10 protein-coding genes and 1 pseudogene are annotated in these 12,366 nt (G+C 67.8%); 7 read left to right on the forward strand and 4 right to left on the reverse strand.

Going from position 1 to position 12,366, the window contains the following annotated elements:
- Window positions 1-88: 88 nt before the first annotated feature.
- On the forward strand, window positions 89-1,726 hold the full coding sequence (locus tag NGR01S_RS07430) for an alpha,alpha-trehalose-phosphate synthase (UDP-forming) (protein ID WP_245664495.1): 1,638 nt from the start codon (window positions 89-91) through the stop codon (window positions 1,724-1,726).
- Between the two features lie 1,437 nt (window positions 1,727-3,163).
- A pseudogene (locus NGR01S_RS30045) lies at window positions 3,164-3,503 on the forward strand (histidine kinase dimerization/phospho-acceptor domain-containing protein); the annotation flags it as partial.
- A 5-nt stretch (window positions 3,504-3,508) separates the two neighbouring features.
- On the opposite strand, the gene NGR01S_RS07445 reads toward NGR01S_RS30045, so the two are convergent.
- Together NGR01S_RS07445 and NGR01S_RS07450 are read right to left on the reverse strand one after the other, a co-directional pair.
- Window positions 3,509-3,934 (reverse strand): HIT family protein, encoded by a 426-nt coding sequence (locus tag NGR01S_RS07445; RefSeq protein ID WP_063035445.1) that lies wholly within the window; start codon window positions 3,932-3,934, stop codon window positions 3,509-3,511.
- 34 nt (window positions 3,935-3,968) lie between these two features.
- Window positions 3,969-4,346: a PH domain-containing protein gene (locus NGR01S_RS07450; RefSeq protein WP_030522883.1), complete on the reverse strand. Its 378-nt coding sequence runs from the start codon at window positions 4,344-4,346 to the stop codon at window positions 3,969-3,971.
- A gap of 186 nt (window positions 4,347-4,532) precedes the next feature.
- Between NGR01S_RS07450 and purD the strand changes: the two genes are divergently transcribed.
- A complete protein-coding gene (gene purD / locus NGR01S_RS07455; RefSeq protein ID WP_063035446.1) occupies window positions 4,533-5,804 on the forward strand; it encodes a phosphoribosylamine--glycine ligase in 1,272 nt (423 codons plus the stop codon).
- Between the two features lie 69 nt (window positions 5,805-5,873).
- On the opposite strand, the gene NGR01S_RS30050 is transcribed toward purD, so the two are convergent.
- Both NGR01S_RS30050 and NGR01S_RS07465 read right to left on the reverse strand, forming a co-directional pair.
- Window positions 5,874-6,413 (reverse strand): transglycosylase SLT domain-containing protein, encoded by a 540-nt coding sequence (locus tag NGR01S_RS30050; RefSeq protein ID WP_084480459.1) that lies wholly within the window; start codon window positions 6,411-6,413, stop codon window positions 5,874-5,876.
- A gap of 391 nt (window positions 6,414-6,804) precedes the next feature.
- A complete protein-coding gene (locus NGR01S_RS07465; RefSeq protein ID WP_084480461.1) occupies window positions 6,805-8,304 on the reverse strand; it encodes a peptidoglycan DD-metalloendopeptidase family protein in 1,500 nt (499 codons plus the stop codon).
- A gap of 54 nt (window positions 8,305-8,358) precedes the next feature.
- On the opposite strand from NGR01S_RS07465, the gene NGR01S_RS07470 reads away from it, so the two are divergent.
- The 4 genes from NGR01S_RS07470 to NGR01S_RS07485 all read left to right on the forward strand — a co-directional run bounded on the left by NGR01S_RS07470 (window position 8,359) and on the right by NGR01S_RS07485 (window position 12,228).
- Window positions 8,359-9,543 (forward strand): pyridoxal phosphate-dependent aminotransferase, encoded by a 1,185-nt coding sequence (locus NGR01S_RS07470; protein WP_157107161.1) that lies wholly within the window; start codon window positions 8,359-8,361, stop codon window positions 9,541-9,543.
- A gap of 112 nt (window positions 9,544-9,655) precedes the next feature.
- Entirely contained in the window at window positions 9,656-10,264 is a 609-nt protein-coding gene (locus tag NGR01S_RS07475) for a TetR/AcrR family transcriptional regulator (protein ID WP_063035448.1), read from the forward strand.
- A 36-nt stretch (window positions 10,265-10,300) separates the two neighbouring features.
- The gene (purB, locus tag NGR01S_RS07480; protein ID WP_174551677.1) at window positions 10,301-11,728 is read left to right on the forward strand and encodes an adenylosuccinate lyase; all 1,428 of its coding nucleotides are present in this window, start codon (window positions 10,301-10,303) and stop codon (window positions 11,726-11,728) included.
- A 71-nt stretch (window positions 11,729-11,799) separates the two neighbouring features.
- Window positions 11,800-12,228, forward strand: coding sequence for an HIT family protein (locus NGR01S_RS07485; RefSeq protein ID WP_063035449.1), 429 nt, complete (start codon window positions 11,800-11,802; stop codon window positions 12,226-12,228).
- The last annotated feature ends 138 nt before the right edge of the window (window positions 12,229-12,366 follow it).

Below are 12,366 nucleotides of genomic sequence, written 5' to 3' on the forward strand. Positions count from 1 at the left end.
GCCGCCGGCGCCAACGGCGACGTCGGCGGATCCCCACACACAACTACATGGCGTTCAGCGCCGCGCAAAGGATGCGTGAGTGGACCAGATGACCGATCAGCCGTCCAGCGATTCCACCCCCGAGGATGAAAACGCCGTGTCCGCGGACCGGCCCGGAGACCGTAACGGCTCCGGGCCGGCAGGCAGCCCGATCGACCCGGCGGAGGCCCTCCCCGAGGCGGTGGACGCCGAACCCCTGCGCGAACGTGGGGCCGGTTCCGGTTTCGTGGTGGTGGCCAACCGGCTACCGGTCGACCTGGAGAAGCTGCCGGACGGCAGCAGTCGCTGGAAACGCAGCCCCGGCGGTCTGGTGACCGCGCTGGAGCCGGTGCTGCGCAGCAATCGGGGCGCCTGGGTCGGGTGGGCCGGTGTGCCCGATGTGGAGGTCGATCCCATCGTCGAGGACGGGCTGGAACTGCATCCGGTACCGCTGTCCGCGCAGGAGGTCGCCGACTACTACGAGGGCTTCTCCAACGCCACCCTCTGGCCGCTGTACCACGACGTCATCGTCCGCCCCGTCTACAACCGCACCTGGTGGTCGGCCTATGTCCAGGTGAACCGGCGTTTCGCGGAGGAGACCGCGAAGGTCGCCGCCGAGGGCGCCACCGTGTGGGTGCAGGACTACCAGCTGCAACTGGTGCCCAAGATGCTGCGGATGCTGCGACCGGATCTGACCATCGGGTTCTTCCTGCACATCCCGTTCCCGCCGGTGGAACTGTTCATGCAGATGCCGTGGCGGACCGAGATCGTGGAGGGACTGCTCGGCGCCGACCTGATCGGCTTCCATCTGCCCGGCGGCGCCCAGAACTTCCTCTACCTGGCCCGGCGTCTGGCCGGCCAGCCCACCTCGCGCGGCACCGTCGGAGTGCGGTCGAAGATGGGTGTGGTCCAGGTCGGATTCCGGACTGTGCGGGTCGGAGCCTTCCCCATCTCCATCGACTCCGCGGGCCTGGACGAACACTCACGGCGGCGCTCGGTGCGCGAACGGGCCGCCCGCATCCGCGCCGAACTGGGCAGTCCCAAGAACATCCTGCTCGGTGTCGACCGCCTCGATTACACGAAAGGCATCGACATCAGGCTCAACGCCCTCGAGGAACTGCTGGCCGAAGGGCGTGTCGATCCGGCGGAGACCGTGATGGTGCAGCTGGCCACGCCCAGCCGGGAGCGGGTCCAGAGCTATATCCAGATGCGCGGCGATATCGAACGGCAGGTCGGCCGTATCAACGGCGAGTTCGCCCGGGTGGGCTACCCCGTCGTCCACTATCTGCACCGCCCGATCGCCCGCGAAGAACTCATCTCCTTCTTCGTGGCCGCCGACGTCATGCTGGTGACGCCCCTGCGCGACGGTATGAACCTGGTCGCCAAGGAGTATGTCGCCTGCCATTCCGGCCTCAACGGAACCCTGGTGCTCAGCGAGTTCACCGGAGCCGCAGCCGAACTCCGCCAGTCCTATCTGTGCAACCCGCACGATCTGGACAGCGTCAAGGACGCCATTGTCGCCGCTCTCACCGACGACCGCGAAACCCGCCGCCGCCGGATGCGCTCGCTACGCCGCCAGGTCCTGGCCCACGACGTGGACCGCTGGGCCCGGGCGTTCCTGGACGCGCTGGCCCAGGGCCAGGTCGCGGGAAAGGCCTTGATGGCCGACCTGAACAACGAATACGAAGATTCCGGCCCACACGAGTAACCGGGCGATGGTGAGCGGTCCGGTGGGGACACGGGCCGGATGGGGGGCGTGTCGCGGGGTGCCGACCTGGTTGCCGGCGCGCCGGATGTAGCCCGGCCGGCCCGGCGCCGGGCAGGCCTACCGCGGTAGGGGAATCCGATCGAGCCGGGGTCGGGTGGGCGTATTCCGGTGGTTGTGGACCGACGGCAGCAGGCGTCATCATATCGTTGCATTACGCCATGTAATGGAATCTCGGGGCCAGCGATGATCAAGGGACCGCTGGAAGTCCTCAGAGAATGGACAACAATGAAAAAGTCGACCATCTTCGCATTCAGAATCGCTGTTGTCGCAGCTTCGGTCGCGGCATTCCCCACAGTTCTCGGTTCCGCTGCGGCCCAAGCCGCACCGCAGGACTGTGTTGTCACTCGGGACCTGGTCGGCGCAACGGCGACATGCCATGACGACGCGCCCGCCGGACGGGAGTACGTACTGACCATCGAGTGTTTCGGCCTACACGGCGTGCCCAATGCGTTTCCCCTCATGGCCGTCGGCCCGTACCGGGGCTCGTGGAGCGGTTCCTTCAGCCCGTCCGGCACCGGAACGGCCTCGTGCTTGGGACCTATGAGTGTCGGGACCGCTACCAACGCTCAGGTAGTCATCTACCGGGACTGACCCTCGCGCGGTGGCAGTGAGCGGGATGCGGTAACCACCCTCCCCACGGAGCAGTTCGCGCGGGGTGGCGGCACGGCTCCTATGAAATCCGCATTCTCGCAGTAGATATCGAAATCAACCGCCCTGAAGGCGGGCTCTGGCCAGGAGACAATATGATCCGACCTGTTCTGTACGCTGCTTCAGCGATGACGATCGCACTGGCTGTCGCTGGATGCGATGGTGGGCGCGCCGCCGAGGCCGGTCCGGCCACGTCCGGCACTGCTGCCGCATCTGTTACGACAACTGCCGCTACCGAAACCGCGGCGTCCACTTCGCCGCCTTCGATGCCCGTCGGCGAGGGCGCCGGACCCGATGCCGGACGGCCGGTGGAGGGACAGCCGGCACCTCCGGTGGAAGGACAGCCCGCACCGCCGGTAGAAGGGCCGGTGGCCGATCCCTGTGCCGAGGTGACCCGCGAGTACTTGATAACGACGTTGCGAATGACAGGGATGCCGCAGTATCCACTCGCTGATCTTCAGCAGGCACGATGCAGCGGCAACTTCGCGTCGGCGATGGCATATCCGGAGGGCACCCTCCACCCGGTCATGTATCTGTTCGAGTACTCGGAGCAGGACGGGTACACACACTGGCGCGTGATCGATGTAGGCGAGGGCCTCGACTGTGTGAACAGGCACGGCGTGCCCGCTGACGTAGGGAGCGCAATCGGCTGCGCCGCATAGCCCTGTTCTTCTGTGCCGGCCGGAGTACCGCTGCTCGGTCGGGCTCCGGCCGGGCCGGCTCCTACATCGGTCCGAGGAGAAGCGGCGCCGTTTCGTCGCCGACGCCGGCCACGAGTTGCGGACGCCGCTGACCACGATCAAGGGTTTCGCCGAGTTGAACCGGCAGGGCGCCACCGGGGATACGGGTATGCTGCTCGACCGGATCGAACGCAAATCGAAACGGATGGGCCTGCTGGTCGAGGATCTGCTGATGCCGGCCCGGCTCGATGCCGAGCGTCCGGTGGAATACGCACCGGTCGACCTGCTGACCTTGACCGGCGTCGCCGTTGCACAGTGCGCGCGGCGTCGCCACCGCACGGGCCCGCCGGGACCCGGAGCATACGATCCGTTTCGAGGTGCGGCCGGGCCTGAGTCAGGCGGGCACGTTCGCGCCGTGGCCGAGGTCGCGGAGCGCCTGCTTGATCCGTGCCTGCGCGTCGTCGAGGGACTCCGGCCGCGGGTTCGGGTCGGCGCCGGAGATATCGAAATTCCCCATGGTGAACGCCGGGAACACGTGTACGTGCAGATGCGGGACCTCGAGTCCCGCGATCAGCAGACCCGCCCGCGGCGCGTCCCAGGCCGCGCGCACGGCCTGGCCGATCTTCTGCGCGACTCCGTTCAGGCGCGCGAAGACCTCGGGCTCGATGTCCTGCCACTGATCGATCTCTTTGCGGGGCACCACGAGGGTGTGTCCCGGCGTCACCGGAGCGATGGTGAGAAACCCGACGAATTCGTCGTCCTCCCAGACGAACCGGCCCGGCAGGTCACCGGCGATGATCGCACTGAAAACAGAAGCCATGGGGCGAGACTAGTGTCGCCGCGCCCGCCACACCTCATGCCCCGACGAAGTGGGACAGAATTCCCTGCACCTCGTAGATGTCGACCTGGCGGTTGAACTTCTTCTGCAGTGGCGTGTCGGTGCCCGAGATCCACAGCACCAGCTCCGCGTCGAGGTCGAAGGTGCCCGCTGTCTCCACCGCGAAATGGGTGATCGAGCGGTAGGGGATACTGTGGTAGCTCACCTTGCGGCCCGACAGGCCCTGTTTGTCGATGAGGATGAGCCGCCGGTTGGTGAACAGCATGGCGTCGCGGACGAGGATGTAGGCGGAGTAGACCTGTTCGCCGTTGCCGAGTAGCCGCTGGTATTCCTGTTGGGCCCGGGCCGGCTCCACCTGTCCGGCGTTTCCCATGATTCCGTCCATCAGACCCATTCGCACGTCCTCCCGTATGCGCGCACCGGGATCGCTGGGTCCGGCGCGCGGGTTGTCCACCTGTTCAAGGTGTTTCCTCCATCATCCACAGATGGTCGCCGTTGGGGTGAAGTCGCTGGTACCGGGCCGGCCCCGGCGGTGAACCTACCCCGCCGGGGATCGATACGGCACCTATAAGCTGTCCGGGTGCGAGTACTCGTCATCGGTTCCGGAGCCCGTGAACACGCCCTCGTCCTTGCGCTGCGCCGTGATCCGGCGGTGAGCGCGATCGTCGCCGCGCCCGGTAACGCCGGTATCGCCCAGCACGCGCAGGTGCGGCCGGTGGATCCGAGTTCCGGGGAAGCGGTGGCCGCGCTGGCCCGGGAGGTGGCCGCGGATCTGGTGGTGATCGGCCCGGAGGTGCCGCTGGTCCTGGGCGTGGCCGACGCGGTGCGCGCGGCCGGGATCGCCTGTTTCGGCCCGTCGGCCGCGGCGGCCCGGATCGAGGGATCGAAGGCATTCGCCAAGGATGTGATGGCGGCTGCCGGGGTCCGTACCGCGCACAGCGAGGTGGTGGACTCGCCCGCCGAATTGGATGCGGCGCTGGACCGTTTCGGCCCGACCTGGGTGGTCAAGGACGACGGGCTGGCCGCGGGCAAGGGTGTGGTGGTCACCCCCGACCGTTCGGTGGCCCGCGGGCATGCCGCCGAACTGCTCGAACAAGGCCATCCGGTGCTGTTGGAATCGTTCCTGGACGGCCCGGAGGTTTCGCTGTTCTGCCTGGTCGACGGGGAGACGGTGGTGCCGCTGCTGCCCGCGCAGGACCACAAGCGGGTGGGTGACGGTGATACCGGGCCCAATACCGGCGGAATGGGTGCCTACACACCGCTGCCGTGGCTGCCCGGCGGGACGGTCGAGCAGATCGTCGACGAGGTGGTGGCTCCGGTGGCCGCCGAATTGGTCCGGCGCGACGCCGCTTTCAGCGGGCTGCTGTACGCGGGGCTGGCAATGGGCGCGGCCGGGCCCGCGGTGGTGGAGTTCAACTGCCGGTTCGGTGACCCGGAGACCCAGGCGGTGCTCGCCCTGCTGGACAGCCCGGTCGGCGAACTGCTGTACGCCACCGCCACCGGCACTCTGGCCGAAACGTCCGCGCCGCGCTGGCGCGACGGCGCCGCGATCACCGTGGTGCTGGCCGCGGAGAACTATCCGGCCCGGCCGCGCTCGGGCGATGTGATCAGTGGTGCCGGGGACGCGGCGACCGACGACGCGGCGACGGTGCTGCATGCCGGGACGGCGCAGCGTGCGGATGGCGCGCTGGTCTCCGCGGGTGGGCGCGTGCTCAGTATCGTCGGCACCGGTACCGATCTGGCGGCGGCGCGGGAGGCGGCCTACGACCGTTTGGCCGGTATCAAACTGACCGGTAGCCACTACCGCTCCGATATCGGACTGGCCGCTGTCGAGGACCGTATCTCTCTCTGATACCCGGCGGTGCGGGCGGCGCTGCGGCGTGCGCTAGCCCGCACCGGGGCCGATCTTCCGACCGGCTGATCAGTAGGCTCCGAAGACGTTGTCGATGGAGCCGTAGCGGTGGGCGGCGTAGTTGCAGGCCGCGGCGATATTGGCGACCGGGTCGTAGATATCCCAGGAGGTGCCGTCCACGTGGTAGGCGGCGAACGTGGGATCGATCACCTGCATGAGCCCCTTCGATGGGGTGCCCGCCGCGGCATTGGAGTCCGAGAGGTTGATCGCGTAGGGGTCACCGCTGGACTCGCGCATGGCATTCCGGTGGATGCCGTCGTAGCTGGCCGGGATACCGTGCCGGCCGAGGACGTGCAGTGCGTTGCGGATCCAGCCGTCCAGGTTGTTGGAGTAGGACACCGGTTGGATGGTCTCCGGTAGCGACTGCTGAAGCCCGTTCTGTTGCACCGGTGGCAGCTGCTGCCACCGGTGGAGCTGCTGCTGTGCCTGCTGGGCCGGGGCCTGCAGTACTGCGGGTACACCGGTGATGGGTGCGTCGGCGTGCGCCTGGGTGGGTACCACGACGGCAGCGGCGACGGCGACGAGCGGTAACAGGTTTCGTAAACGCATGGGAACGGCTCTCCGACAGCGCGCAGGTTTCCGCCGCCGAGCGTCATGGCCGCCGGCGTAATCGTTGCGCTGCTTCTCGATTACTTGTGTTGGGAAATGGGAGATTCAGTTGTCCGCGCCGATGGCACACTGCACCCGCCGGGGCGACCGGTCGCTCGGAATTTCGGAAGAACTCGATAACCGTGCGACAAACGAACTTGCGATTCGTTATCTGGCAAATCACAGATTGATTGCGGTAGGTTAACAGAATTTAAACGGAAGTATAACGGTCGGTTTTATTCTGCTGAGAGAAATCGATGGACCAGGACTTACATCCGTGTAAGTCCTCCAGAAGGCCGTTATTCGGTGGTCTAATTTTCGTGGTCTTCGAGATTCCCCCGGAGGTTCTGGCTCAGTTGTATGAAAGCCCGTGCAGTGCGAGCCAGCGCTGCGGATCGACGTGCTGACCGTCCAAGACGATCTCGAAATGCAGATGCGGTCCGGTGGAATCGCCGCGGTTGCCCATTCGTGCGATCTGCATACCGGCGGGGACCCGTTCCCCGACCGAGACGAAGAAATCGTACATATGGCCGTAGACCGAGATCGCGCCGTCGTCGTGCCGTATCCGCACCCACAGACCGAAACCGGCGGCCGGACCCGCATCGATTACGGTGCCGCTCGCGACGGCGTAGATCGGGGTGCCGATCGGGCCGGCGATATCGATACCGCGATGGAAGGTGCCCCACCGGCTGCCGAAACCGGAGGTGAAGGTGCCCGGCGCGGGCAGGACGTAACCACCGGCGCCGGGCGGCACGGCGCCGGGCGGGATCAGCCCGCCCTCGAGCCCGCCGGGCGCCGGCGCGGTATTGATCCAGGGCTGCTCCTGGCCGGCGACCGCGGCCGCGGCTTCGGCCTTGGCGCGTTCCAGAGTGGCCCGGGCGGCCGCGGCCACCACCGCCTGTTCGCGCAGGCGTTCCCCATTGTCGATGGCATCGAGATAGCGACGCACCGACGGCACCGGCGCGGACAACTGCAGCGGATGGGCGAGAGCCACGCGGTAGGCGATCCCGGGAGCCGGGCTCCGGTCGGTGACCGAGATACCCGCGGATCCGTCGCCCGCCGCCAGCAGCAGGGCGAGCAGTAGGACGCCGATGAGGACACGGTGGCGCCGGGCCGCGACGGCGATGTCCTCGGCGGACGGCCTGCGCGCGACGAGGTCGACGAGTTCGGCGCGGGTGGGACGGCGGGACCAGAGATCCACCGCGGATCGCCGCAGCCACCGGTGGGCGGCGACCACCCGGGGTCCCGGTGTCCGGGCCTGCGCGGCGGCGCGCTCCCGCCAGCCGGGGGCGATGACCAGGCCGCCACCGGTCGCTGCCGCGCGGTCCAGGGATGTGGACCGCGCGTCGGTGCCGGGTTCGGGATCGTCGGGACCGGGAGCGGGATCGTGACCTGTGGTTTCCGGCCGGCTGTCACCACCGCGTGTCGGAGCTGTGGTTTCCGGTGCGTCGCCGGGGCCCGGACCCGTTGCCGCCGCGCCGGTGTGGGCCGCGCCGGGGTCGTGGTCGGCGGGATCATGCTCCGATCCGGTGGCAACCGCGCCGGGGTCGTGGTCGGCAGGAGCCTGCTCCGATCCGGTGTGGACCGCGCCGGAGTGATGTTCAGCGGATTCCTGCTCCGAGTCGTGCCGGGCCGGTGGTTTCCGGGCGGAGTGGGTGGCGAGTTCGTGACCGGCAGGTTCGGCCGGCGCGGTCGTCGCGCCCGGGCGCGTGTCCCGGCGAATCGCCGCGGAAAGCGGGTGCACGGCCCGGTTCCAGCGTCGGCGCAGAGCCCCGGTCCCGCGCCCGGGCGCGGTGGAATCGGGGTCCTGTGTTGGCGGGCCGTCGGCCCGCCGGCCGGCCTTGTCGAGCATCAGAGCAGACCATAGCTGTCGAACCGCTCGAAGCAGTGTTCTACCGTCGGTCGGGTGTCCACTGAATCTCGGCGCTCGACCATCCCACCTTTCTACGTGATGGATGTCTGGAAAGCCGCCGCCGAACGCGCCCGAACGCACGGCGACGTACTGAGTCTCGCGGCCGGGCAGCCCTCGACACCGGCACCGGCACCGGTGCTACGGGCCACGAAAACCGCTATTGATGCCGAACTACTCGGTTACACAGAGACTTTTGGCATCCTGCCGCTACGTCAGGCGATCGCCGGGCATCATCACCGAACCTACGGTTACCCGGTGGATCCCGACGACGTCGTGGTCACCACCGGGTCCTCCGGCGCGTTCACCCTCATCTTCCTGGCGGCGTTCGATCCCGGTGACACGGTGGTGGTCGCACGCCCCGGCTACCCGGCCTACCGCAATACGCTGGCCGCGCTCGGCTGCCGGGTGGTCGAACTGGACTGTCGCGCCGAGACCAGGTTCCAGCCGACCGTGGCCATGCTCGAAGAACTTCCGGAACCGCCGCGGGGCCTGATCGTGGCCAGCCCCGCCAATCCGACCGGCACCATGATCGACCCCGACGAACTCGCGGCACTGGCCCGCTGGTGCGATACGCACGGCACGCTGTTGATCTCCGACGAGATCTATCACGGCATCACCTACGGCGGGGAGCGGACCGCCTCGGCCTGGGAGACCTCCCGCGCGGGAGTGGTCATCGGATCGGTGTCGAAGTACTTCTCGATGACCGGCTGGCGACTGGGCTGGATGCTGGCACCGCCCGCACTGCGCCCGGCGCTCCAGCGGCTGGCATCGAATATGACCGTCTGCCCGCCCGCGATCTCGCAGTACGCGGCACTGCACGCGTTCGGTGACGAAGCGCGAACCGAACTCGACGCGCATGTGCACCGGTACGCGGTCAACCGCGCCGTCCTGTTGGAAGGGCTGGCCGGGCTCGGTATCACCGACCTCGCGCCCGCCGACGGCGCCTTCTACGCCTACGCCGATATCGGGCACCTCACCGATGATTCCATGGCCTGGTGCGCGGACGTACTGGCCAACACCGGGGTGGCGCTGGCACCGGGCCTGGATTTCGACACCGTCAACGGGCATCACACCATCCGCCTGTCCTTCGCCGGGGCTACGGCGGAGATCGAAGCGGCGCTCACCCGGCTCCGGGACTACTTGCGGCAGAGCACAGGCCGACCCCGTGCACGGCAATGATTTTCCACAGTACGACAACATCGCCGCGTGGATGCGGTAGAAACATCGATGGTTGTTTCCCCTTTCCCTGATTTCGCACGGAAGTGTTCATGAAGACTGGCACGATGGCACGGTGATAACCGCGACGACTCCGAAGGGTGAACGGCGTCGCCAGGCGCTGGTGGCTGCCGCTGCCGAGTTACTGCTCGAAGGCGGTTTCGACGCGGTGCGGCATCGCTCGGTCGCGACCCGCGCCGAACTGCCGCTGGCCTCCACGACCTATTACTTCGAATCGCTCGAGGATCTGATCGCGCGGGCGGTCGAGTTCAGCGGCAACGCCGAACTCGAGGCCATGCGGCGGCGGATCGGCGAGGTGACCCACCGCCGCCGCGGTGCGGAGGCGACCGTAGACCTGGTGCTCGACCTGCTGATCGGTCCCGAAGGCGTGGACGAGGGCGCGCGCGGGCGGTTGATCGCCCGCTACGAACGCACCGTCGCCTCGGCCCGCCACCCCGAGCTGCGCGAGGTCCAGCTCCGACTACGCGGGCAGCTGGACGAGCTGCTTTCCGATGTGCTGCGCCGATCCGACCGGATGGTGCGGCCCGAACAACTGCGCAGGCTGGTCGCGGTGGTCGACGGCGCGGTGGTCGCCGCCCTCAGCGAATCCGACCCGCAACCCCGCCGGACGGCCCGTGGCGCGCTGCTGGAGGTCATCGATATCGTCGCTCCGGCGACGCACTAGCCGATCGACCGTTACCGGTCATTAGACTGACCGGACGTGACCTCAGACCTGATCCCCAATGTCCTCGCCACCCGCTACGCCAGCCCGCAGCTGGTGCATCTGTGGTCTCCCGAGCAGAAGATCGTGCTCGAGCGGCGGCTGTGGCTGGAGGTGCTGCGCGCTCAGGCCGAACTCGGTATCGATGTACCGCCCGGGGTCGTCGAGGACTACGAACGGGTCGTCGAACAGGTCGACCTGGCCGCCATCGCCGAACGGGAACGGGTGACCCGCCACGATGTGAAGGCCCGGATCGAGGAGTTCAACGCCCTCGCCGGACACGAACATGTGCACAAGGGGATGACCAGCCGCGATCTCACCGAGAACGTGGAGCAGTTGCAGATCCGCCTGTCGCTGGAACACATCCACTCCCACGGTGTGGCGGTGGCCGCCCGGTTGGCCGAACGGGCCGCCGAATATCAGACGCTGGTGATGGCCGGTCGCTCCCACAATGTCGCCGCGCAGGCCACCACGCTGGGCAAACGATTCGCCTCGGCCGCCGACGAACTACTCATCGGGCTCACCCGGCTGCGGGAACTCGTCGACCGCTATCCGCTGCGCGGGATCAAGGGCCCGATGGGTACCGCGCAGGACATGCTGGATCTGCTCGGCGGTGACGCCGCGAAACTGACCGCGCTCGAACAGCAGGTCTCCCGGCACCTGGGCTTCACCAGCGTGCTGACCAGCGTCGGCCAGGTCTACCCGCGTTCGCTGGACCACGATGTGCTGTCCGCGCTGGTGCAGATCGGTGCCGCGCAGTCCTCGCTGGCCCACACCATCCGGCTGATGGCCGGCCACGAACTGGTGACCGAGGGTTTCCAGCCGGGCCAGGTCGGCAGCTCGGCCATGCCGCACAAGATGAACACCCGCTCCTGCGAACGGGTCAACGGCCTGCAGGTGGTGCTGCGCGGATACGGCTCGATGGCCGCCGAACTGGCCGGTGCGCAGTGGAACGAAGGCGATGTCTTCTGCTCGGTGGTCCGCCGGGTCGCGCTGCCGGACGCCTTCTTCGCGATCGACGGCATGATGGAGACCTTCCTGACCGTGCTGGCCGAATTCGGTGCCTACCCGGCGGTGATCGCCAACGAACTCGATCGCTACCTGCCGTTCCTCGCCACCACGCGCATCCTCATGGCCGCGGTCCGGGCCGGTGTCGGCCGGGAAGCCGCACACGAAGTGATCAAGGAGCACGCGGTGGCGGTCGCGCTGGCGATGCGGGAACAGGGCCGCGAACCCGATCTGCTGGACCGCCTGGCCGCCGACGACCGTCTGCCCCTGGACCGGGCCGCCTTGGATGCCGCGCTGGCGGAGAAGTCGGCGTTCATCGGAGCGGCCGACGCGCAGGTGGCGGAGGTGGTGGCACAGGTGGGCAAGCTGACTTCCGCCTACCCGGAAGCTGCCCGGTATACGCCGTCGCCGATCCTTTGAGTTTCTGGCGCCGCCTGTGGCGCCGAGGGGGCCTCGACCCCGCGCGCCGAAGGCGCGCCAATATACACAGCATGGATCCGTATTCGATCTTTTCCGACATTGTGGCCGGGCGGGCGCCGGCGAGCCGGGTGTACGAGGACGACGATGTGCTCGCGTTCATGGATATCCGGCCGATGACGCCGGGGCATCTGCTGGTGGTGCCCAAGAAACCGGCGCGGGATCTCGCCGAGCTCGACCCGGTGCTCGGCGGGAAATTGTTCCAGGTGGGGCAGCTGCTGGCGGCGGCGTTGCGGGACAGTGAGGTGGCCTGCGACGGGGTGAATTTCTTCCTGGCCGACGGTGTGACCGCGGGGCAGGAGGTGTTCCATGTCCATCTGCACGTCATTCCCCGCACCCCGGGGGACGGATTCGGTTTGCGGGGGCGGCCGCGGACGCCGCAGCGGGCGGATCTGGACTATCTGGCCGGTTCCATCCGGGGCGCGCTGCAGCGGAGACGGTGAGTTTCCCACTCGGAGAGCGATTCCGCGGATCGTATCGATATGGACACGTAAGATCGTTTTTCGTCTACTGTCGGCATGTTTGCTGTGAATATGCCGATAGTGCGCTATCGCCGAGCGAGATGGTGAGCATTGGCATGA

Origin of the sequence: Nocardia grenadensis NBRC 108939 (assembly GCF_001613445.1) — a bacterium.
Lineage (GTDB): Bacteria > Actinomycetota > Actinomycetes > Mycobacteriales > Mycobacteriaceae > Nocardia > Nocardia grenadensis.